Annotated in this window: 23 protein-coding genes; 16 read left to right on the forward strand and 7 right to left on the reverse strand. The window is 46.4% G+C overall.

Annotated elements, in window-relative coordinates; translation table 11 throughout:
• Positions 1-23: 23 nt before the first annotated feature.
• Positions 24-1,016: an LLM class flavin-dependent oxidoreductase gene (locus MKZ04_RS18845; protein ID WP_223254832.1), complete on the reverse strand. Its 993-nt coding sequence runs from the start codon at positions 1,014-1,016 to the stop codon at positions 24-26.
• Between the two features lie 297 nt (positions 1,017-1,313).
• Between MKZ04_RS18845 and MKZ04_RS18850 the strand changes: the two genes are divergently transcribed.
• The gene (locus MKZ04_RS18850) at positions 1,314-2,672 is read left to right on the forward strand and encodes a C40 family peptidase (protein ID WP_103750337.1); all 1,359 of its coding nucleotides are present in this window, start codon (positions 1,314-1,316) and stop codon (positions 2,670-2,672) included.
• Between the two features lie 51 nt (positions 2,673-2,723).
• On the opposite strand, the gene MKZ04_RS18855 is transcribed toward MKZ04_RS18850, so the two are convergent.
• Together MKZ04_RS18855 and MKZ04_RS18860 are read right to left on the reverse strand one after the other, a co-directional pair.
• Positions 2,724-3,536 (reverse strand): ABC transporter permease subunit, encoded by an 813-nt coding sequence (locus tag MKZ04_RS18855; RefSeq protein WP_023857798.1) that lies wholly within the window; start codon positions 3,534-3,536, stop codon positions 2,724-2,726.
• Positions 3,533-4,420, reverse strand: coding sequence for an ABC transporter ATP-binding protein (locus tag MKZ04_RS18860; protein WP_026580491.1), 888 nt, complete (start codon positions 4,418-4,420; stop codon positions 3,533-3,535). Before MKZ04_RS18860 ends, MKZ04_RS18855 begins: the two co-directional genes overlap by 4 nt.
• A 148-nt stretch (positions 4,421-4,568) precedes the next feature.
• On the opposite strand from MKZ04_RS18860, the gene MKZ04_RS18865 reads away from it, so the two are divergent.
• Positions 4,569-5,156: a TetR/AcrR family transcriptional regulator gene (locus MKZ04_RS18865; protein ID WP_023857800.1), complete on the forward strand. Its 588-nt coding sequence runs from the start codon at positions 4,569-4,571 to the stop codon at positions 5,154-5,156.
• A 113-nt stretch (positions 5,157-5,269) separates the two neighbouring features.
• The gene (locus MKZ04_RS18870; protein WP_026580492.1) at positions 5,270-7,165 is read left to right on the forward strand and encodes a DUF2207 domain-containing protein; all 1,896 of its coding nucleotides are present in this window, start codon (positions 5,270-5,272) and stop codon (positions 7,163-7,165) included.
• Positions 7,166-7,209: 44 nt separating this feature from the next.
• Here MKZ04_RS18870 and MKZ04_RS18875 read toward each other — a convergent pair whose 3' ends face one another.
• Positions 7,210-7,698 (reverse strand): DUF4188 domain-containing protein, encoded by a 489-nt coding sequence (locus MKZ04_RS18875; RefSeq protein ID WP_023857802.1) that lies wholly within the window; start codon positions 7,696-7,698, stop codon positions 7,210-7,212.
• A complete protein-coding gene (locus tag MKZ04_RS18880; RefSeq protein ID WP_025810795.1) occupies positions 7,691-8,254 on the reverse strand; it encodes a PadR family transcriptional regulator in 564 nt (187 codons plus the stop codon). Before MKZ04_RS18880 ends, MKZ04_RS18875 begins: the two co-directional genes overlap by 8 nt.
• Positions 8,255-8,569: 315 nt before the next feature.
• On the opposite strand from MKZ04_RS18880, the gene MKZ04_RS18885 reads away from it, so the two are divergent.
• The 10 genes from MKZ04_RS18885 (at position 8,570) to MKZ04_RS18930 (ending at position 16,731) form a co-directional block, all read left to right on the forward strand.
• Positions 8,570-9,172, forward strand: a complete 603-nt coding sequence (locus tag MKZ04_RS18885; RefSeq protein ID WP_020450063.1) for a TerD family protein — start codon at positions 8,570-8,572, stop codon at positions 9,170-9,172.
• Between the two features lie 27 nt (positions 9,173-9,199).
• A complete protein-coding gene (locus MKZ04_RS18890) occupies positions 9,200-9,781 on the forward strand; it encodes a TerD family protein (protein ID WP_020450064.1) in 582 nt (193 codons plus the stop codon).
• Positions 9,782-9,859: 78 nt separating this feature from the next.
• Positions 9,860-10,438 (forward strand): TerD family protein, encoded by a 579-nt coding sequence (locus tag MKZ04_RS18895; RefSeq protein ID WP_020450065.1) that lies wholly within the window; start codon positions 9,860-9,862, stop codon positions 10,436-10,438.
• A 65-nt stretch (positions 10,439-10,503) separates the two neighbouring features.
• On the forward strand, positions 10,504-11,277 hold the full coding sequence (locus MKZ04_RS18900; protein ID WP_020450066.1) for a TerC family protein: 774 nt from the start codon (positions 10,504-10,506) through the stop codon (positions 11,275-11,277).
• Between the two features lie 92 nt (positions 11,278-11,369).
• Positions 11,370-12,551 carry an HpcH/HpaI aldolase/citrate lyase family protein gene (locus MKZ04_RS18905; protein WP_020450067.1) on the forward strand — a complete coding sequence of 394 codons (1,182 nt, stop codon included), beginning with the start codon at positions 11,370-11,372 and terminating at the stop codon, positions 12,549-12,551.
• A gap of 149 nt (positions 12,552-12,700) precedes the next feature.
• Complete coding sequence (locus MKZ04_RS18910) at positions 12,701-12,922, forward strand: helix-turn-helix domain-containing protein (RefSeq protein ID WP_003178729.1); 222 nt, start codon at positions 12,701-12,703, stop codon at positions 12,920-12,922.
• A gap of 5 nt (positions 12,923-12,927) precedes the next feature.
• A complete protein-coding gene (locus tag MKZ04_RS18915) occupies positions 12,928-14,532 on the forward strand; it encodes a YceG family protein (protein WP_043054041.1) in 1,605 nt (534 codons plus the stop codon).
• Between the two features lie 16 nt (positions 14,533-14,548).
• The gene (locus tag MKZ04_RS18920) at positions 14,549-15,643 is read left to right on the forward strand and encodes a toxic anion resistance protein (protein WP_020450069.1); all 1,095 of its coding nucleotides are present in this window, start codon (positions 14,549-14,551) and stop codon (positions 15,641-15,643) included.
• A gap of 151 nt (positions 15,644-15,794) precedes the next feature.
• Entirely contained in the window at positions 15,795-16,496 is a 702-nt protein-coding gene (locus tag MKZ04_RS18925; protein WP_026580495.1) for a cytochrome c biogenesis CcdA family protein, read from the forward strand.
• A gap of 64 nt (positions 16,497-16,560) precedes the next feature.
• A complete protein-coding gene (locus MKZ04_RS18930; protein ID WP_020450071.1) occupies positions 16,561-16,731 on the forward strand; it encodes a hypothetical protein in 171 nt (56 codons plus the stop codon).
• A gap of 88 nt (positions 16,732-16,819) precedes the next feature.
• Here the strand turns inward: MKZ04_RS18930 and MKZ04_RS18935 are convergent, their stop codons facing one another.
• On the reverse strand, positions 16,820-18,025 hold the full coding sequence (locus MKZ04_RS18935) for a nitrate/nitrite transporter (protein ID WP_023857806.1): 1,206 nt from the start codon (positions 18,023-18,025) through the stop codon (positions 16,820-16,822).
• A gap of 450 nt (positions 18,026-18,475) precedes the next feature.
• Here MKZ04_RS18935 and MKZ04_RS18940 point away from each other — a divergent pair, with 450 nt between their 5' ends.
• From MKZ04_RS18940 to MKZ04_RS18950, 3 genes are all read left to right on the forward strand, one after another.
• Entirely contained in the window at positions 18,476-19,435 is a 960-nt protein-coding gene (locus tag MKZ04_RS18940) for an L-lactate dehydrogenase (RefSeq protein WP_020450073.1), read from the forward strand.
• Positions 19,436-19,484: 49 nt separating this feature from the next.
• Positions 19,485-21,107, forward strand: a complete 1,623-nt coding sequence (locus tag MKZ04_RS18945) for an L-lactate permease (protein ID WP_023857807.1) — start codon at positions 19,485-19,487, stop codon at positions 21,105-21,107.
• Between the two features lie 109 nt (positions 21,108-21,216).
• Positions 21,217-21,855 carry a LysE family translocator gene (locus MKZ04_RS18950; protein WP_341047183.1) on the forward strand — a complete coding sequence of 213 codons (639 nt, stop codon included), beginning with the start codon at positions 21,217-21,219 and terminating at the stop codon, positions 21,853-21,855.
• On the opposite strand, the gene MKZ04_RS18955 is transcribed toward MKZ04_RS18950, so the two are convergent.
• The gene (locus tag MKZ04_RS18955; protein ID WP_023855683.1) at positions 21,856-23,190 is read right to left on the reverse strand and encodes an amino acid permease; all 1,335 of its coding nucleotides are present in this window, start codon (positions 23,188-23,190) and stop codon (positions 21,856-21,858) included.
• Positions 23,191-23,237 lie beyond the last annotated feature (47 nt).

Raw genomic sequence — 23,237 nt, forward strand, 5'->3', positions numbered from 1 at the left:
TTTTGAAAAGGGATGTTTTTTGATCAAAATAACTCTGCAAGTCTTTCGTAAGACTGCTTCTTATCTTCAAACCGGTAAACGTTCGTCAAAACCATAAACTCATCTGTTTGATATCGGTCAGAGAGCTCGAGCAGTTTTCTTTTGACCGTTCGAGGAGACCCGATCACCATACGGCTGCGGTTGTGGGCAAGCTTTTTTTTATCGGCAGCGGTGTAAGCGGCAGATCTTGCCTCCTCAATGCTTGGGACAAGACTGTCCAATCCTTTTTCAACTCTTAGAAGCCATAAATCCTGGCTCAAGCAAAGCTCTTCAGCTTTTTCATCGGATTCCGCACAAACGACGAAAACGGCGGCCAAAGATTGGGGGCGCTTAAAGAAAGGAGAAGGCCGAAAGCTTTCCCGATATAATTGAAAGGCGTTCCTCCCTCTTGCGGAATTGATGAAATGTCCGAATACGTATCCCGCTCCCATGTCACCGGCCAATTTCGCGCTGTTTTCTCCAAGCCCTAAAAGCCACACCTCCGGCGGCGAATCCGTCAAAGGGGCCGCTTTGATTCCGAAATAATCGTGTCCGGAAGGGACGGAATCAGTCAAAAAGCCCAACAAGTCTTGAAGCTGTCTCGGGAATTCGTCCAGGCTTTTATGAACCCCGTCTGTCAGCGCCAGCCTCGTTTTGGCTGTGCCTCCCGGAGAGCGGCCGATCCCCAGGTCAATCCTCCCGGGATAAAGGGCTTCAAGCTGCCGAAAGCTTTCAGCCACTTTAAAGGGACTGTATTGAGGAAGCAGAACACCGCCCGAACCGACGCGAATGTTTGCAGTTTTTGCCGCAATGTGTGCGATCATGATTTCGGGAGCGGTACTGGCAAGTCCGCGTGTGCTGTGATGCTCGGCAAACCAATACCTTTTGTACCCCCATTGATCCGCGAGCTCTGCCAGCTCTGCAGAATGCTTCAAGGCTGAATACGCATCTGAGCCTTTTGATATTGGAACTTGGTCAAGAACACTGAGCTGCATCATTTGTCACCGGCCTTCCTTTTCAGTAAGACAAGCATATGAAAAACAGCAGGAAGGGTCAAATCGAAGAGAATACGAGAGTTAAAACAAGATGAGTCAAAACATGACACTGCTGAAACAAAAACGAAATATAAATGTAATATAAATTGACGCCTATTGTCGAAAATAGATGGTATAATAACGTCTGTACATCGGTAACGGATATATTAATCATAGGTCATAAGATTCATTTTTTAATAATGTTCAAGCGAATTTACATAATGAAAAAACAAGAATACATAAAGGAAAGAGGAGTAGAAAGTGAAAAAAAAGGTTTATACTTTTGGTTTAGCGTCGATTCTCGGAACAGCTAGTCTATTTACCCCCTTTATGAACAACACGGCATCGGCAGAAACCTCTCAGCAAAAACAAGAAATTCAGCAAAAGCGTTCTGAAGTGAATTCAGGCATCGAGGGCAAACGGAAAGAAATCGCCAAGCTGCAAGACGAGCAGAAAAAGCTTGAAGCCAAAATCCAAGAGCTTGATAAAAAAGCACTTGAAACAAGCAACAAAATCGAAGACAAAGAAAAAGAAAACAAAAAAACCAAAAAAGAAGTGGAAGCTCTGAAAAAAGAAATCAAAGAAACTGAAAAGCGGATTGAAGAGCGTTCAAAAGTGATTAAAAATCGCGTGCGCAGCCTGCAGGAAAACGGCGGATCCCAAAACTATCTGAATGTCCTTCTGGGCGCACAAAGCTTCGGAGATTTTATCACTCGTGCAACGGCTGTTTCAACAATTGTTGACGCGGATAAAGACCTGCTTGACGAGCAGGAGAAAGATAAAAACAAGCTTGAAAAAGCAATGTCTGACTTAAATACAAAACTGGATGAAATCCAAAAAACTTTAGCCGATTTAAAAACGCTTAAATCGGATCTTGATAAACAGCTGAAAGAACAGGCGAACCTTTCTAAGCAGCTGCAAACGAAACAGGCGGCAGCAGAATCAGAGCTGAGCGATCTGAAAAAAGAAGCGGGCTCACTGACAAAAGAAGAAGCCGCTCTTGAACAAAAACTTAAAGAAGAAAGAGCTGCAGTGGCTGCAGCAGCAAAAGCGAAAGAAGAATCTGCGACGGCTGAAAAGTCTGACTCAGGATCTTCATCAAACTCAACCTCAGGTTCAGTCAGCAAATCCAACGGATCGTCCAACAGCGGTTCTTCAAGCAGCAAGAAAAGCAGCAGCCCGTCAAGAAACTACTCTTCCGGTTCTGTTGTAAGCAGCAATGGAAACGCGATTGAAGCTGCCATCAGCACAGGTTCAAGCATCGTCGGCAGATCTCCGTACGTATGGGGAGGCGGACGTTCTCAAGCTGATATCGACAACCGTCGTTTCGACTGCTCATCATTCGTACGCTGGGCTTATGCATCAGCAGGCGTAGAGCTTGGATTCGGTGCGACAACAAGCACGCTTGTCGGCAAAGGACGAGCTGTGAGCGCGTCTGAAATGAAGCGTGGAGACTTGGTCTTCTTTGACACATACAAAACGAACGGCCACGTGGGTATTTATCTTGGCAATGGAACATTCTTGAACGATAACAGCTCACGCGGGGTATCCGTCGATTCTATGAGCAACCCGTATTGGAAGAAAGCCTTCAGCGGAGTTGTCAGACGGGTCGTTGAATAAAATATCATACAGAAACAAACGCCGTTCCTGATCGGGAGCGGCGTTTTTATATTACAGCGGCAAGTCGCGCTTTTTAAAGATGAGAATGCTGAGTGCGAAGGCGGCAAAACCGACCGCGGCGAGAACAAGAGACACTTGGGCGATATCGGCGCTCCCGTTTACAATATCGCCAGGTCTGAATAAAGAGAAAACCGACAGGCTCCTCATCCATTCCGTCTTTTCGCTTAGTTTGCCGAGCAAGTCGAAGCTGAAGAATAAAAACGTGATGCCTCCGGAAAGTCCGAGGGCTCTTTTTTCGTCATTTGAAATGGCCGAAAAGAGGAACGAGATGCCGCCGACGGCAAAGAAGAGCAGAAAGCCGAGCAAGTTCAGAACGAGAAACCTTGACACATTAAAATCGTAATCACCGCCCAGCATCAAATGGTAGCCAGCCAGCCCGGCCGCTGTCGTCACGGCCATAATGATCAAAAGACCTGTCGTTAAAACGGCTGCTTGGGTGAAAGCCACTTTGCCGCGCGTTGTCGGCGCAGACAGAATATAGGCCATTGACCCTTGATCCACGAGCTTTGCCAAAAGCTTAGTCGACAGCATGACAGAGAAGATCGACAAAATCACGATAAAGATTAAACCGTAATACTCTCCAGACATAAAATCTTCAAGATTCCCCAGTCCGTTTTCAAACCCAAAAGCATTGAGAAAGCCTTCCGGCATCGATTTGATCATTTTCTCAATATCCTCCGCATTGCCCGCGATGCTTGGATAAATGCCCAGTATCAAAAGAATATAGAAAGCGGAGCCTGCCCCGTAGCTTATGATTCCTTTCATGTTTGTTCTCATCATTTGTTTGTACAGGGAGAAGTTCATTTCACTGTCCCCTTTCTGTCATAGTAGTTCATGAAAATCTCTTCCAGGCTTTGTGAAGAAGAATCAATGTGCCGAATGTGATATTTGGCGGTTTCTTTAATAAATTGATCATGGTTCCCTAAAACGGCCACTTTGACACGATTGTCCGTCCGGGATTCGATTTGCAGACCCGAATTCATGAAGGCGGGAATGTCGCCCTTGTTTTCAAATGTAACTTCGAATACCTTTCGCTGCATCGACTGCAGTTCATGGATATCTTTGACGGCAATGATGATGCCGTCTTTTATAATGGCGGCTCTGTCACAGGTTCGTTCGATTTCAGGAAAGCTGTGGGAAGACATTAAAAACGTCGTTCCTCTCGCTTTTTCTTCGAGCACGATTTCAATAAACACTTTTTGCATCAGCGGATCGAGGCCTGAGGTCGGTTCATCAAGAATGATGACTTCAGGGCTGTGCATAAAGGCAGCGACAATCCCGACTTTTTGCTTCATTCCTTTCGACATTTTTCTGATCGGCGTATGAACATCGAATTGGAGCCGTTCGATGAGTTCATTGCGCTTAGCTGTATCTTTTAAACCGTGCATGTTTGCCATGAAATCGAGAAATTGTTTTCCCGTCATTCCTTCGATAAATGCAATCTCTCCGGGAAGATAGCCGATATGCCGCTGAATGTCGCCTTGATGATTCCGGATGTTCATTCCGTTTACTTTGATATCGCCTTGATCAGGCTTCATAAACCCCATGATATGTCGAATGGTTGTTGATTTTCCAGCTCCGTTTGGACCTAAAAATCCAAACACTTCACCTTTTTGAACATGAAATGAAACATCAAATATACCTTTGCCATTGGAAAACTTTTTCGTAAGACGTTCAACTGTCAGCATGTGACACCTCCAAAATGAAAATTATGAAATAATAGTGATTAATAATTACAAAACTAATTTTACGTTCTTATGAACTTTTTTGTCAACGGAATTAGTGAAATATTTTTATGTTATAATTTCATTAAGAAAGATATGTAAGGATGGTTATATGAACGGATTTGAAAAAAGGGCTTTGCTGATTAAAGAGAAAATCAAAAAGACGGCTTTGGATATGCTCAAAACATGGGAGCCAAAGCGCATCCGGATAACCGATATCGCAAAAGCGGCAAATGTTTCGCAGGTGACGATCTATAATTACTTTGGAAGCAAAGAAGCGCTCCTGAAAGAGGTTTTCAAAGACTATATCGATCAGTCCATCAGCGATTTTGAAGAATATATGAACAAAGATATTTCCGTTAAAGAAAAGATCGAATTGATGATTTTGCAGAAAAGGGAAGCCAATAATCAAAAATTTGCTCTAACGGTCGTCAAAGAGGTGATGATCGAAGACAGTGAAATAATGGATTATGTAAAGCGGCAATACGATGAAAAAATCATTCCCCTTATGCTCCAAATGATTGAAAAAGGTCATCGGTCAGGCGAAATCTCTCCCAAGATCACCGCGGAAAGCTTTCTCATCTTTATGAATATGATCATTGAACATTCAAAAACTCTGGGTGAAGCCTTTGAAAAAAACAGACAGTTTACAGAGGAAATGATGCATATTTTCTTTTATGGCTTGTGCGGCAGACCGTAGATGTGCTTTTATAATAAAATTGTCATCTCTGTCATTTCTGTGAACCGCTGAAACAATTTCCTTGCTTTTCCGTATATAAGGCAGATACAAAAAACGAAAGGATTTACTAAACGATGAAGCACTCCTTTTTCTTTTTTATGTTCATTGCCTTTTTTCTCGTCACAGGCTTTTCTGAAGCAGGCAAATCCTTTTCGATCGAGCGGGCTGATATACGCGCGACAGTAAAAGAAAACGGTAATTTAAGCGTAGAGGAAGTTTACACATACGATTTTAAAGGCTCTTTCGAAGGGGCGACAAGATCGTTCAGCGAAGAAACCGCGAGCCGCTTGAAGAATTTTAAAGCCTATCTGCTTCCCAATCATCAAAAAAAAGGCGATCAAGCCATCCCGTTGAAGACAAAGAAAGAAGACGGGACTTATTATGCTTATTCGGCATCAAAGGATGAAACAAAAAAAGTGATGTTTCGCTATGTGATCGAAGATGCCGCCCAAAAGTTTGAAGACACGTCGATTTTGATTCATTCATTTTACCAAAAGGCAAATACGGATTTCGGCCGGGTAAAGATTGAAGTGCATCTGCCTGATTCGGTAAAGGCACGTGATATTCATGCGTTTTTGCGTGAAAAAGGAAACGGAAAGATTACGAAGGTGAACGATTCATCAGTCATCTACGAGACAGGACTCTATCGCGCAGGCACGGGCTCGGAACTGAGGATATATTTTCCGCAGAGCGCCTTGAAAGAGGCGGTCCGGCACCCTTCTTATCAGACAAAGGATGAGCTGCTGAAGGAGGAGAAAGACGAGGCGAAACGCTACGCCGATCGGGATGAACGGATTGCCGGCGCAGACAGGATGATTTGGATATTTTCGGGGATTGTCGGGTTCATGGTCATCATGGCTGTCATGCTTTCGTTTTTGAAGAAGAGACGCCGTGCCATGCTTTCGTTTGCAGAACTCGAGTCCTTAGATCCTGTACTTGTCGCTTTTCTTTACAAAAAAGGCCGTTTCACAGACCGTGATCTCCTGGCCGGCATGCTTTCGCTTTATCAACGGGGATTGGTCACTATGCGGAAGGTACAGGCGGAAGAAAGGTTTCTTGACGATCCTGAGGCGCCTGATGACACATACCAATTCGAATTTTCCGGGAGCAAGGCGGATTTGCCAAAGCCTGATCAGCTCTTAATTGAAAAACTTTTTGAGCAAACGGGCAGCGATACCTATATGTTCAGGCTGGATTCCCTCAGCGGGCCGACTGAGGAAGAATGCAAGCATAAGGAACAGCTGGGCAAATATGAACGAAAGAGGATCATTCTTCAAAACGTGGTTCAAAAATGGACGGAAAGTGTCAGACAAGCGCCTGAATTCAAGGAGCTGTTTCAAGAAAACCGCTGGCTGAGAATGCTGTCGCTTTCACTGCTTTCGGTCCATACCGGACTCCTGCTCTTTATCCTGTATGCAGACGTGGTGCATCAGGCCGGATTCATGGCGGCTTGCGTCATATTTGGCTTTGCACTGTCGGCGGGCATTGTTCTTGCAAAATCAAAGCTGTATACGATTTTGTTTTTGGCCGGCTTGTTTTTAGCATCTGTGTTTATCGACAGCATCCATACCATTTTGTATTACGGCATATGCGTCGGGCTGTCTATCTTATTGATTGCCTTCATTCCGGCCGTAAAAGAGAGCAGGTACGCTTCCATCTGCCGAAGATCGATTCTTTCTTGGAGAAACCATCTGAGAAAAGAAGATTTGTTTTCAGGGAGAAGCCTGTCTCAAAACGAAAAGACGATGATCTATGCAATTGTGCTTGAAGTTGAGGATGAATCTGCAGGATGGTTTAATCAATCAGCAAGCAGGCTTGATTACGCTTCCCCTGTCCTGGGTATGGCCGCAGCAGGCTGTTTGCATTATCCGTTTTACAGCTGGCAGCTGCCGTCTTCGCAGGAGCACGCCGGGGCATATGATGCGGGCGGTCCCGGAGCGGGCGGAGGCGACGGGGCAGGAGCTTTTTAAGCAGAAAAGGGGCCTATCGGGTAACCGATAAGGCTCCTTTCTGCTTATTTCCCCGCTATATCTGATCCCCGCATTCGCTGCTCAGCGGTTTTGATTCTGCTGGTGACAGGTTGATGTCCGTACGCTTTTGCCAAGCCGAACAACGGCATGTTATGGTAAAAAGCCTCATAGCGCCCTTTTGGAACTGTATACGTTTCATGATAGATGCCAACGGCTCCTGATGCGGCAGTTTTCTGATAAAAACGGCGCCAAGCCGCCATATGTTTATCAGCCTTTGCATATGCTGTCAAATCTTCGAAAGAACGCCAATATTGAATGAGAAAAATCGTCCTGAAATTGATGGATGATTCCGTTGCCAGAAAGCCGAGGTCTTTGTTTTGATGAAGCTCTTTTATCATAGGGGCCATGGCGGTAAAAACCGGCCACCATTTATGAACAGCATGCCACTTGTTTATTCTCATCCCGATCACAAATACAACGACTTCATCTTCAGGGGCGGCAGTAAAAGGCTTGTTGATGATCGTTTTACCCATTGGTCCCTTCCTTTCCATTCAGCCGGTTGATTGTGGCTTCACACCATTCAATTCCGGCCGAGGTGGTGCGTTTTCCATAATCCAAAGTGAAAAGCCAGTACTCTCTGTCCTTTGAATGGGAGCTGCATGAAAGAATTGACTGCTCGATTGCTTGATATGCCTCAAGCCGTTCTTCAAGCTTTCGTTGGTACTCCTTGACTTTCAAAGCGGTTTTCTCCCGCTCTTCTTCCTTGCTGAAAAACAGCTTCAGCAAAAATTCGTTTTTTTCTGAGGCGATGCCATTGATCGGTTCTTCAAGCCAGCTATGCAGCGCTTTTTGACCTTCATCGGTAATCAGGTACTCTTTTCTGTCCGGCTTTTTGTCCGAGAGCGTCGGAGATGCAGCGACCCAGCCTGCTTCTGTTAATTGGCGCAGCGCGGGATAAATTTGGCCGTAGCTGATTTTCCAAAAATGATTCAAACTTTGGTCGATCATTCGTTTCATTTCGTAACCCGTCTGGTAGCCGGCCGTAATCAATCCAAGGAGAGCGTAAGTCGTGTGATTTCTTTTTGTCATACATACCGCCTTCTGTATCTTTTTGATATATATCTTTTAGATATACTATACCAAACACGATGACTTCGTGCAATCGCTACTATTGTCGTCTCTCTTTTGGCCAGGATGAAAAGATGATAAAAAAATATTGAAAAACCGCGAAACTTTCCCCTGAATCTTTCCGTATATATAGTTAAGCAGGTTAAATAATGATTCATTGGTCTTGTAGTTGTGAAGATATGAATCACGCTGGCGTGATAATTGGATCTATCAAACTCTTATTCTCATCCAGCACTGTGATCTTGAAAGTCATGATTCAACGGAGGAGTGAACAGTTTGGCTATTTCTTTAGAGAAAGGTCAGCGGATTGATTTAACAAAAGGGAAAGCGGGGCTTTCGAAGATTTTGGTCGGTCTCGGCTGGGACCCGGTAGCATCCGGAAGCGGCGGTTTTTTTGGAAAGCTGTTTGGAGGAGGAGCCCCGAATATTGACTGTGACGCATCCGTGCTGATGCTGGAAAACGGAAGAGTCACAGAGAACAAGAACGTCATTTATTTCGGAAACTTGAAGAGCAGATGCGGCAGCATCGAACATACCGGAGATAATCTGACAGGGGAAGGCAGCGGAGATGATGAACAAATCATCGTAGATTTGCAAAAAGTTCCTTCGCATATTCATAAGCTTGTCTTTGTCGTGAATATATACGATTGCGTGAAACGAAGCCAGCATTTCGGAATGATTGAAAATGCCTTCATACGCATCGTCAATATGAACGATCGCGTGGAGATGGTCAAATACAATCTGCGGGACGATTATTCTGGACGGACAAGCCTGATCGCGGGCGAGATTTACCGTGACGGCGCCGAGTGGAAATTCACCGCTGTCGGAGAAGGCACAAACGATACGAGCATTACGGAAATCGTCAAACGCTACGCCTGACATTCATAAAAGAAATGGGGAGATAACATGGCAATTTCATTAGCGAAAGGACAAAAGATCGATTTAACAAAAACAAATCCCGGATTGTCGAAAGTCGTCGTGGGCCTTGGCTGGGACGTCAATCAATATGACGGCGGCGCTGATTTTGACCTGGATGCGAGCGTGTTTCTGCTCAATGCAGAAGGCAAATGCGCTTCTGAAAAGGACTTTATTTTCTATAATCAGACCGAAGGCGCAGGCGGAGCTGTCATACATACAGGCGATAATCGAACAGGTGAAGGCGAAGGAGACGATGAGCAGGTAAAAATCAATTTGAATGCAGTGCCTGCCGACATTCAAAAGATTTCTTTTGTGATTACGATTCATGAAGCGGAAGCGCGCCGCCAAAACTTTGGACAGGTGTCAAATGCTTATGTTCGCGTGATCAATGAAGACTCGAATGAAGAGTTAATCCGCTATGATCTGGGTGAAGATTTCTCGATTGAAACAGCGCTGATCACGGGAGAGCTGTACCGTCACGGAGAAGAATGGAAATTCTCAGCGATCGGCTCAGGCTATCAAGGCGGGCTGGCGAGGATCGCCACCGATTTCGGCCTGCAGGTCGGCTGATTTTGACGATTGGACAGCAGTCGCCGCCCTGGCGTCCGTTTGTCCGGTGCCTGACATTTCTTAAAGGAGGTCCTATCGATGGCGATTCAATTATCTAAAGGGCAAAGGATCGATTTAACGAAAACGAACCCCGGTTTGACGAAAGCGCTGATCGGTTTAGGCTGGGATACAAACAAATATACTGGCGGCGCCGATTTTGATTTGGATGCGTCGGCTTTTCTTGTCGATCAGAACGATCGTTGCATCAATGAACGCGACTTCGTCTTTTACAACAACCTCGAGCATCCGAGCGGCGCCGTGATTCATACGGGTGACAACCGGACAGGAGAAGGTGAAGGCGATGACGAGCAAATCATCGTCGATTTCTCAAAAATACCCGACCATGTTGAAAAGATCGGCATCACGGTGACGATTCACGAGGCGGAAAGCCGCAGCCAAAACTTTGGACAAGTCTCAAATGCGTTTGTCCGGCTCGTTGATGAATCAACAAATGAGGAGCTGCTTCGCTTTGACTTGGGAGAGGATTTTTCGATTGAGACAGCGGTTGTTGTTTGCGAATTGTACCGTCACGGAGCCGATTGGAAATTCAATGCGATCGGCAGCGGATTTTCCGGCGGATTGGCATCGCTTTGCCGCAACTACGGCCTGCAAGTCTAGTTTTGCCGGCTGAATCACGTTTGCGTGGTTCAGTCTTGCTTTTTCATCATTAGGAGGTAACCAAAGTGGATTTATTTCATCATATTATGTCAGTTTACGCCTCATTTTTCGATTGGGAAATGTGGGTGGAAGTATTAACGGACCCCGTTTCCTGGGGGCTGATCGGCTCGCTGGTCGTGCTGGAAGGGCTTTTATCGGCGGATAACGCTCTCGTTCTCGCCGTCATGGTAAAGCACCTACCGGAAAAACAGCGCAAAAAAGCGTTGACGTACGGTTTAATCGGAGCCTACTTCTTTAGGTTTCTATTCATTGGACTTGGTATGATCCTGATTAAATTCTGGTGGATCAAACTGCTCGGAGCCGCATATCTGGCATGGCTCGTCATCAAGCACTTCTTCATCGGTGAGGGCGATGATGAATCAAACGCCATCAAAAAAGACAGCTGGATGGTACGCGTTTTCGGGGTCTTCTGGGCGACTGTCATTTCGGTAGAACTCATGGACCTCGCATTTTCGGTGGACAGCATCCTGGCGGCATTTGCCGTATCTGAAAAGGTATGGGTGCTTCTGATCGGCGGCATGCTCGGCATCTTAATGATGAGAACCGTTGCGAAATTCTTCCTGACGCTGATTGACAAAGTGCCTGAACTTGAAGCAACGGCCTTTGTTTTAATCGGGATCATCGCACTGAAAATGGCTGCGAGTGTATGGCATATTGAAATGCCGCACAGCGTCTTCTTTATCATTCTGATTATCGCTTTTGCCGTGACATTCATCATTCACTATATGAACAAGCAAAAAGCTGTGAAAGAGCAAACGGCGGCGTCAAAGGAAGAATAACAAACTGCAAAACATAAAGGGGGGAGTATATCTGCTCCGCCCTTTTTTACATCAAAGGGGTGTATGATTCTTATTCAAAGAAGGTGACCCATATGCAATACTTTGATTTTTTATCCGCCTCTCAAAAAGAAGATGTCTTTTTCAAACTGCCGGGTTCGGTTACTAAAGACTCTCCGAAGCACATTCTGGAGCATGCGCTTGGAGCTGCGCTTTATGTTCCGGGGAACCGAAAAGATATAGCAGATGTCATGATCAATAACAAGTATCCTGAGCTGTGCTCGGTCGTTTTTTGCCTTGAAGATTCGATCGGCGATTGTGAGGTTCTCCAGGCTGAAAACAATCTTGTCAGTCAGGCCGACATGATTTACCAGGCGCAAAAACTGCAGAACATCAGCGGCGATGTGCTGCCGCTGATGTTTATCCGGGTGCGGGAACCTGAGCAAATGCTCGAATTGGGCAACAAGCTCGGCCGCGCGCTTCACTTGTTTACCGGATTCGTATTTCCGAAGTTTTCGATGCTGAATGCGGAGCACTATCTTGATACTTTAACGAAATTGTCGCAAGAATCCGGCATTGTGCTGTACGGAATGCCGATCTTTGAGACACCCGACCTGCTGGCAATGGAAACGAGGGCAAAGGCGCTTCAAGAATTAAAATCAACGCTGGGCTTTTATCAAGATATCGTTCTGAATATTAGGATCGGCGCGACTGATTTGTGCGGTCTGTATGGGATAAGAAGAAAACCGGAAACGCCGATTTATGACGTTTTGGTCATCTCTGATTTCATCAAAGATATCGTCAATTATTTCGGCTTGCAATTTGTGATTTCGGGGCCTGTCTGGGAGTACTTTGAAGATGCTTCGCGAACAGTTCAGACTTTTGGGCCGAATTGGGCTGATGCGGGGGAATCTTCGCTTGTGATCAATCGGTATATAGACGGATTGATCAATGAAACGCTTCTTGATCTGGCCAACGGCATTCACGGCAAGAGCGTGATTCATCCGTCACAAATAAAAGCGGTCCAAAGCCTGCACGTTATCTCAATGGAAGATTATCTGGATGCCCTGAGCATCGTCGAAAGTGCCGACGGCACCCGAGGCGTTGTGAAAAGCTCTTTTTCAAATAAAATGATCGAAATCAAGCCGTACCTCAGCTGGGCCAAAAAAATATTATTAAAGGCTGAAATCTACGGTGTATATCATGAAAACCGCAGCTATACAGACATACTTAGAGCGTCCAAACCGCTTTCAAATCTTGGATCGTTCGGAAGTTAGGCCGGGCCGGGTGTTGAGAAATGGGCAAAGCGCCTTTGCTGTATAAATGCCGCACCATCACTCCGGTCTCAAAAATAAGAGCCGCAGACGGCATCATATATTGTGAATATTCTCAGGAGAAAACAAATGAATGTTTAGGATGAACAGCCATGATGAAAATAGTCGATCTCACGAGCAGCGAGATTCTCAGTTCCCAGCAGGCTTGTGAAGAGTGGGGGATTGATTCGTCTACGCTCCGAAAGAGAGCGCATGATTTTCCTGCAGGAACAATCCGAAAGTTCGGGACAACCTATGCCGTAACAAGAGCGGGCATGTGTGCCGTATTTGGACGGAAAAGTGACACTGACTCAGAAGAAAGGGGAGACGGCTGAGCGCTATGAATCAAGAGATTAATATTCAAAACGCCCTGGTCAATGATGATGAATGGAAGCAGATCATCAAGAAGCCGCTGCCGGAGAGAACCCCGTATGAAAAAAACGGACATCTGATGATAAGCCGTCTGGCGGGACGGATTCTCGGAACGCCGCACGATGAAACGGATTACTACATATATCTCCATGAGCTGTATGAGTCCGGTGATGTGCATGTGTTAAGCGAGACGCTTGATAAGACCATTTCTCCGGAAAGGTTTCAGGCCATACAGCGCATCCATATGGTCAATCAGAGAGAAAAAGGGCTTTCCGTCAATCGGTTTGCCGCTTTTCTCGACGGGGAGCAGCTCATTCCTAAGCACCCTGACGCCGCGATGCACCGCCATTTAAGGAAGGCGCTTATCGAAGTGCTGCAGATGTTTCAGTCCTTTCATGAAAAAGGATTGAACGATCCGGAGTTTCGCCGGGTCCTCCTCGACCTTGTCAAATGGATGGGCAATCATTTGGAGAAGTGGCTGAAAGAAGCCGACTGCGAAAATGCGATGCCGAAAGTGGTTTGGTATGGGGACACCACAAAGAGCCAACGGTATTTTTTATACTATTTGATGCTTGTCGGATGTGATGTGCTGCTGTTTCATCCGGAGGGAAAAGACGAATTTCGCCAGCTTGATCCTGAGCAAAAGCTTTCTTTTGTTTTCACATACCCGGGCACGTCTGCATTAGAGCCGTTCCCGACTGAAAAGCCTCAGCGAAAATCAACGGTGGCGTACCGTTCCGCGAAGGAGCTGGATACTGTTCTGCACAATGAGGATTCGCTCATGTACAAACCTTGGCAGTTCAGGGAGCATACCCCGGTCTCCGTGACTTTGAAGACCACATATGATGAACTGTTTTTAATTGCGAAGGAACGCGCCTTTATCAGACCCGATTTTCAAGCGTCTCAATCAACGGTCAACATTCCGAACTTATTCGCGATGGTCATGGGCGTCTCCGGCAATGAAAAAGAGTACTGGGACCGTCTGCAGACGCTGACGGAGTATAAGGAGTCGCATACGATCCGACGCTTCCCGTTTACAAAGGAAGAGACGTCCAATTATCAATTCCATTACAGCCATGCGCTTGATCAAACGGGGGCGATCGATCCGGGCCGATTAATGGAGAGCAATATATGGCGCTACAAGCATTTGCCTGAGGGAGTGCAGCGCGGCATTGCTCAAGCGGTTTCCAGGCTGTGCAAAAGCCCGAAGATGCTGGCCTTGAACAATGAAAAATCAGCCGATGTGCAGCTGTATTTGTTCACCCAGGCGGTACAGCTTCCGGCAGCGCTTTTGAATATGATTCAGACATTTGACTATTCACAGACAGTGCCGAAGCTGATCTTGTACCACACTGAACAGACGGGAACACTCACCCGTTCAGACGCGGCCGCCTTGCTTTTGTTAAATGAAATCGGCATCGATATCATCATCTATAATCCGCCGGGCTATAAGTGTATTGACCGCTATATCGATGGACAGCATTTCGATATCCATTGGCTTGATGACATGTCCTTCAACCAGGAGTTTAAAGAGCCGTCAATCGTCCGGAAGTTCATCAATAAAATCTTTTAAGGAGGGAGCCACTCTGATGGCAAATCCAAATGAAACAAGCATCGTCAATATCAGTAAAGAGGAAGAGATCACGATTGAAAAAGCGGAAGACATCCGTGCCAAACTCCGCCGGGAGCCCGATGTGCAAGCTCTGACACGGCAAATTGACGTGAAAAACCAAGTGGAGCTTTTAGAATTCGGAAAAGAGCCCGCTCTTGAAATATCCAAGTTCTCAGACCGTATTCTCTCTATGATGAGAACAAACAGTGTGACAGATTCAGGTGCGATGTTGACGCAGCTCGGAAAAATCATGGACCGCTTTGACAAGAATGACTTTGAAGAACAGAAAGGCCTGCTTTCCAAGTTATTTAAGCGCGGCAACAGCATGATCGAGAAAATATTTAAAAAATATCAAACGCTCGGCGGTGAAATCGAAAAAATCAACGTCGAAATTTCGAAATATAAAGATGAAATGACAAAATCGACCGTGACGCTTGATGAAATGTATGAAAGCAACCTCAATTACTATGTGGAGCTGGAGAAATACGTCGTAGCCGGCCAGATGAAAATAGAAGAATTGCAGCAGCTCATCCCTGAATATGAAGCGAAAGCGGCCAGCGGTAACCAAATGGCACAGATGGAGCTTGATACGCTTCGAAATGGCATTCAAGCGCTGGAAGAACGGGTGTATGATCTCGATATGGCGCGGATGGTTGCGATTCAAACCGCGCCGCAAATCCGCCTGCTTCAGCGCGGAAACACAAAGCTGATCGGAAAAATCAACTCGGCATTCATCATTACGATTCCGATTTTCAAAAACGGCATCATCCAGGCCGTGACCGCCAAGCGCCAAAAGCTTGTCGCCGATTCAATGAGCGAACTCGACCGCCGCACCAACGAAATGCTGAAGCGAAACGCGGAAAATATTTCGAGCCAGTCCGTTGAAATCGCGAGAATGTCCGGAAGGCCGAGCATCGATATTGAAACGATCGAACAGTCTTGGAATACGATTGTCAAAGGCATGCAGGAGACGAAGCAGATTGAAGATGAGAACAAACGCCTGCGCGAAGAAGGGGCAAAACGCATATTGGAACTTCAGGACAATATGAAAAAAGCCGCTTTAAACGGTTAAAAAGGATAGTGAAGAAGCCGTCCGCCGGATGATCTGGCGACGGCTTCAAATATACAAAAAATCACCGCCATGATAGGCGGTTTTTTATGTTATGCTAGAGAAAGAGAATCACATGGTAAAAAATATATAAACATGAAGGGGATGGAAGTGTATGGCCGCTTTATGGCTGGCATTCGGCGGCGGTTTCCTGTCGTTTATTTCTCCGTGCTGCCTGCCTTTGTATCCATCATTTATTTCCTACATCACCGGGATTTCGGTCAGCGATTTGAAAGACCGAGATGCAAAGCGCATCAAACAATCGGTGATGATTCACGCGGCTGCTTTTTTGGTCGGCTTTTCTGTAATTTTTTACATATTGGGTTTCTCCGCCAGCTCGTTTGGCCTGCTGTTTTTGCAATACCATAACTTGATCCGCATGCTGGGTGGAATATTTGTCGTCGTCATGGGCCTGTTCCTCCTCGGCGTTTTCCGGCCGGCTTTCATGATGAAGGAGCGGCGCCTTTCGTTTAGAAGAGGGAAAATAGGCTTGTTGAATTCAATGCTTGTCGGAATGGTTTTTGCGGCGGGCTGGACGCCGTGCATCGGGCCTATATTCGGAACGATCGCATATGCAAATTTTCAGAACCCTGATTTTGGGAGCGCATTCATGATGATCACCGCATATTCTCTAGGTTTTGCCATTCCTTTTTTGCTCATGGCGTTTTTTATCGGAAACATCAGGCCGCTTATGAAATATTCGAATATGCTCATGAAAATCGGCGGCGCGCTGATGATCGTCATCGGCATACTGCTTTATACGGACAACATGATATGGATGAATATCTGGTATTCGAATTTGACGAATCTCTTTTGAACAGCTTCCCGCGCCGCATTATGCGAGTAAGATTGTGAAAAACAGCAAAATCGCGGAGGATATCATGTGCTTGTTTGATCACTCATTTAAGGGACATGAGGATTTAGCCAATCGATTTTGGAAGGTTCGCAAATCTGAAGAGCCAAACGGGCTTTACCCGCTCGATAGCGGGATGCTGGAATTCGCGAAAAAAGTGCTTGAATCTTCATTTCAACAATCGGGAGGATCAGGGTGATATACGCTGCTTCTATTCACACGAGCATCCAATCGTCACGGTCCTAGCAGGAATAGAAAACCGCTCGAAAAGAATCGAGCGGCTCCCTTTATATTCGAATTGATTTCTCCTCGGTTTTCCACTGTTTTTTCCATCCGGCCTGAGCAAGCAAAAGCAGTCCGAGTGCCAAAAATGCGATAACGGTAAAGGTGAGGAATCCGCTTGAATACGTACCCGTGATTTGCTTCAGCGTTCCGAGAATATTCGGGAGGAAGAATCCGCCGATTCCCCCCGCAGCGCCCACGACTCCCGTCACCATCCCGATCTCTTGCTGAAATCGCTGCGGTACAAGCTGGAATATCGCGCCGTTCCCCATCCCGAGGCAGCCCATGCCGATAAATAATGCGGCTGTGACAACGCCAAGAGACGGGAGCATACTGACTGAGAACATGCACAGAGCCACCCCGATAAAGAGGAATTGCAGCAGACGCACGCCGCCGATTTTATCGGCAATCAACCCGCCGACAGGGCGGAGGCAGCTTCCCGATGCAACGACGAGCGTGACAAATTCGCCGGCCCTTACCGCCGGAACGGCATACTGGGATGCAAAAAAGTAGCTTAAAAAGTTGGACAAGCCGACAAAACCTCCGAATGTTACGCTGTAGAGAAGGCAAAAATACCAAGTGTCCCTTTCTTTGAAAACAGCAAAATAGTCTTTGAGCGGTTTAGGCGCCGGCTGATTCGGAGGTTCTTTTGCCATAAGGAAATAGCTGAATAACACGAGTATCAGAGGAATCAGCGCCAATCCCATGACGCCGTTCCAGCCCACTTGCTCCGCCAGGCGAGGGCCGAATAGTGTAGCGAGCAGTGTTCCGCTGTTTCCCGCTCCGGCGATCCCCATGGCAAGGCCTTGCAAGTGCGGCGGATACCAGCGGCTCGCCATTGGCAGGGATGCGGAAAAGCTTGCGCCTGCCACACCGAGTAAAATTCCGATGATATACAGCTCGGCGACCGATGAACCGAACTGCCACCCCCATATCAGCGGAATCATCGTCACCAGCATTCCGCCAATAGCCGTTTTTTTCGGTCCGAAACGGTCGGTTAAAATGCCGAGCACAATCCGGAAAAACGATCCGGCCAAAGTAGGTATGGCGACAATCAATCCGACCTGTGATGGAGATAAATCAAAATCAGCCGTAATATAAACACCAAGCGCCCCCAGCAACACCCAAATCATAAAGCTGACATCGAAATATAAAAAAGATGACAACAAGGAAGGCGCGTGTCCGCTCTTCCTCAAATCCGCCAATTTCAATTGCAACACTCCCCATCCGATAGATTCTAGAATTTATCATGACAAAATAGAATAGGGTTGGCAGTATTTTTGTCAGCTTTACTAACAAACTAAAAGATTGAATATTTAAAATGTTAATTTGGACGGCATTATACCCGGCGATGATTGAATGTTGCTGAAGATTTGAGGTGTTATGACTGTTGAAAAGGGGAAACTTAGATTGGAATGGGCCTGATGCACTTGCAGATAAAGCAGTCTTTTGCAGCACGTTTACCAATTTTTCTTTAGCTGTAAGGCATATTTTTACCAAAAAATGTACAAATTTAAGGAAGAAGTATGTAGAGACACAAAATAGACATAAATAAAAATGTATATCACTTGAAAAAGTATGTGAAGTATTGCACAATATGAATGTGAAGAGTTTCACAAACAGCTTAGATTTTAAAACAAACGGCAAAGGAATGATGAGTCATGAGAAACCAAAAAGTCAACCGTACAGTTTTGATCGGTGCGGGTTTTGTTGGAAGCAGTTATGCATTTACGTTAATTAACCAAGGTATCACAGACGAACTTGTGATCATTGATTTAAATAAAGACAAAGCAATGGGCGATGTCATGGATTTAAACCACGGTAAAGCATTTGCCCCACATCCTGTGAAAACATGGTACGGCACATATGAGGACTGCAAAGACGCCGACATTGTCTGCGTATGCGCCGGAGCAAACCAAAAGCCGGGTGAAACCCGTCTGGATCTTGTCGAAAAAAACCTGAGAATTTTCAAAGGAATTATCGGAGAAGTCATGGCCAGCGGTTTTGACGGCATCTTCCTTGTCGCTACAAACCCGGTCGACATCTTGACTTACGCGACTTGGAAATTCAGCGGACTTCCGAAAGAACGCGTGATCGGAAGCGGTACAACACTTGATACAGCCCGTTTCCGTTACTTGCTCAGCGAGTATTTCGGTGTCGCTGCCCACAATGCGCACGGCTACATCATTGGTGAACATGGAGATACGGAGCTGCCTGTCTGGAGCCACGCGAATATTGGCGGAGTTCCCGTCAGCGACTTGCTGAAAAGAAATGAGAAATACAAAGCAGAAGATCTTGATGAACTGTTTGACAATGTCAAAAACGCCGCTTACCACATTATCGAGAAAAAAGGTGCGACATACTACGGAGTTGCCATGAGCCTCGCGCGTATCACGAAAGCGATTTACCGCAATGAAGAAGCGATTTTAACCGTGAGCGCACATCTTGAAGGCGAATTTGGGGAAAATGATGTTTATATCGGAGTTCCGGCGGTTGTCGGCCGATGCGGAGCGAGGGAAATTGTTGAGCTCGACCTGAATGAAAAGGAAAAACAGCAATTCAAGCATAGCGCAGGTGTGTTAAAAGCAATTTTAAAACCGCATTTTGAACTGCAGGCATAACTGAACATCATGAAGATACTAACATCATGAAGATTGCGAGATGATGAAAATGTGGCAGCAGATATACGATCCGTTTGGGAATCTGTTTATCAGCGCTTTTGCCGCCATTCTGCCGATTCTTTTCTTTCTCCTTGCATTGACCGTGCTGAAGATGAAAGGAATCATCGCGTCATTTTTGACGCTGGCGGTCAGCTTTATTGTAGCGGTTTTCTTTTTTCACATGCCGGCTGCGAAAGCTGTCTCAGCCGTTTTACTTGGAATTGCAAACGGTCTTTGGCCGATCGGATATATTGTCCTGATGGCTGTATGGCTTTACAAAATTTCTGTCAAAACCGGAAAGTTTAAAGTGATCAGAGCGAGCATTGCCGGGATTTCGTCTGACCAGCGGCTTCAGTTATTGCTGATCGGGTTCAGTTTTAACGCCTTTTTGGAAGGCGCGGCAGGCTTCGGCGTGCCGATTGCGATCAGTGCCGTTCTTCTTGTCGAGCTTGGTTTTAAACCTTTAAAAGCGGCATCTCTATGTTTAATTGCGAATGCGGCATCCGGGGCCTTTGGAGCGATCGGAATTCCGGTAATCACAGGAGCACAGATGGGAGGCTTGACACCGGTTGAGCTTTCCAGAACGCTCGCTTTGATGCTGCCGTTCATCACTTTCTTTGTCCCGTTCCTGCTCGTTTTCATACTGGACGGGTTTAAAGGAATAAGGGAAACGCTGCCGGCTCTCCTTGTATTAAGCGGAAGCTATACGGCGGTGCAGACTATAACGATGATTGGATTAGGGCCGGAACTTGCGGACATTTTGGCCGCTTTAATCAGTATGGGAGCGCTGGCGCTGTTTTTGAAAAAGTGGCAGCCGCGCCACATATACAGAGAAACCGGGAATGAACATGAACCCGCTGAAAAATATCATGCAGCAGACATTATGAAAGCCTGGTCTCCGTTTTATATCTTGACCGCCGTCATTGCGGTGTGGAGCCTGCCCGGTTTTAAAGGACTTTTTCAGGAAGGCGGATGGCTGAAACAATCGACGATTTTATTCAACATGCCTTTTCTTCACCGGGAAGTGCTGAAAACGCCGCCAATCGCTCCGGAACCGGCACCGCTTGATGCCGTGATGAAGCTTGACTTCATTTCAGCGACGGGTACGGCGATACTGATCGCCGTGATCTTCACGATTGTGCTGAGCCGAAACATCAGTTTCCGCGGAGGACTTTCCAGCCTGAAAGAGACGGTCAAGGAACTGTGGCTTCCCGTTCTGACCATTTGCTTTGTGATGGGTTTTGCAAACCTGGCCAATTATGCCGGATTGAGTTCAACCATCGGACTGGCGCTTGCCAAAGCGGGGGATATTTTTCCGTTCGTCAGTCCCGTATTGGGCTGGATCGGCGTGTTTATCACTGGTTCAGTCGTCAGCAACAATGCATTATTCGGCCACCTGCAAGCTGTCACCGGAGCGCAAATCGGGACAAGCTCAGCGTTGCTGCTTGCCGCCAATACCGCGGGAGGCGTGATGGCCAAGCTGATCTCACCGCAGTCGATTGCGATTGCAACAGCCGCGGTCCAAGAGACAGGGCAGGAATCAAAGCTTTTCAGCCAAACCGTTAAATATAGCTTGATCCTGCTTTTCATCATATGCATTTGGACATTTGCACTTTCAAAGCTTGGCATATAAAGAAGAGCCTTTTCCCGCAATGGGAAAAGGCTTTTTAATCTGTTTGTTCTATCATGTCCTCTTTTTGAATACATTGTACAAGTTATCCGCGGAAGGGGGACGAGATATGATAAACATCTTCCTGAGTTATGTGTTTTTGGGCTTGTCTTTGGCCGCACCTGTCGGCCCTGTGAATGCGGCGCAGATCGACAGGGGGATGAAAGGTGGCTTCTTTCATGCCTGGCTGTTTGGTCTTGGCGCTGTGACGGCGGATGTCTTATATATGGCTTTGATCTATTTTGGAGTCGCTCAATTTTTGACAGCGCCATTTTTAAAAACATTTTTATGGCTGTTTGGTTTTTTTGTTTTGACCTATACGGGGATCGAGAGCCTGGTCAAGGCGAAGGAAGTATCGCTGATGAGAGGTGCGGGAGAGAAAGGTTCATACCGCAAATCTTTCTTGTCTGGGCTGGTGATCTCCCTTTCAAACCCGCTGAGCATCATGTTCTGGCTCGGCATTTACGGAAGCATTTTGGCGAAAACGGTAGAGACGTACGAATCATACCAGCTGCTAATATGCAGTTCAGGCATTTTAATCGGACTTTTTTTGTGGGACTTGGCCATGTCTTTTCTTGCGGGGACATTCAGAACATTTTTAAGCCCGCGGATGATCCAAGCAACGACTTGGCTCGCGGGCATCAGTCTAATTTTTTTCGGATGTTACTTCGGCTATCAGGGGATGCTCGAACTGCTGAAGGCGGGAGGCTGATTATGTCTGCCCGTTTTTCTGTTCCTGATGGGCCCACCTTTTTTTCATCAGCATTGTCACAACAGCAATAACGGCAAGAAACAGAAGGCTCACAAAAAAGCCGGGTCTACTGTTTTTTTCAAATAACGTACCTGAAACGGCAAATAAAATCAGGACAAGCGCTGTGATAATCTGGACATTCCCTTTCATTTTTGGCTTTGTGAGCTTTTTGCTGGAAAGCAGGATAAACATCCAGTTATAGAGCAGCATTAAGCTGGCGGCCGTTGTCATATGTTCATAAAGCTGCTTCGGCAAAAGCAGCGACAGAACGATGGAAGCAGCGAGAACGAGCACCGTCAGGCCGAGTGCCGGCCACGATACTTTCGCCTTTTCTTTTTTCGCAAAGCAGGCCGGTGCATCTCCATTTTTCGCCATTGTTCCCATCAGTGTGGTGACAGCGAACAGGGAAGCAGTCAGCGTTGAAAAACCGGCGATAATAAAAATGCCATTGAAAATATCCATGATCAAATCGAGATGAAAGTCTTTTAATGACGTAATAAACGGGCTGTTCTGTTCGGTAAATGCCCCGTGGGGGACTAGGAGCATGGCCAGCCCGATCGATGCGACGTAGATCACAGCAAGGGTTATGAGCATCAGGCTCCCTGATTTTGATGAATCTTTCGGATCTTTTAAGTGAATCGCCATCAGACCCATGACTTCTATTCCTCCATAGGCGTAAAATGTGTAAATCAACCCCGTCCATAATCCCATAAAGCCGAAAGGGAACAATTCGTGAACCCGATCAGGGAACTGCGCGTCAGGCGTTTTTCCTGGCAACAGCCCGCACAATGCCAAGACAGCGATGATGATAAACATTAAAATGGCCGCCGTTTTCAACACGGCCAGTATGTTTTCCGTTTTTTCAAAACTGCTGCGCCCTGTGAAAATGACGATCAGCCCGAGAATCGCATAAATGGAGGCGAACACCCACAGCGGAACCTGGTTAAACCAATGGCGTGTAAACAGGGAGATCGCCGTCAACTGACTCCCGATAATCAGCATTTCCGATGACCAGTAGACCCAGCCATTGCTAAACCCCGCCCAATTGCCGAAGGCTTCCCTGGCATAAGAACAAAAAGACCCTTCAACAGGATGATCCGCCGTTAATTTCGCCAGCTGCTGAAAGACGAGAAAAGTGCCAAGGGCAGCAAGAAGAAAGGCGGCTAATACGGAAAAGCCGCTTTTCTTAATCGCGATGCTTGAACCGAGAAAAAACCCCGTTCCAATTGTGCAGCCGACTCCGATCATGGAGAGCTGCCACCATTTTAAATCTCCTTTTTTCGCTTGTCGTTTCATCGTTTCAACCCCTCTAAATCTTCTTGTTATTTTGCCAGGGGGCGCCT

Origin of the sequence: Bacillus sp. FSL W7-1354, from assembly GCF_038002405.1 — a bacterium.
GTDB lineage: Bacteria > Bacillota > Bacilli > Bacillales > Bacillaceae > Bacillus > Bacillus paralicheniformis.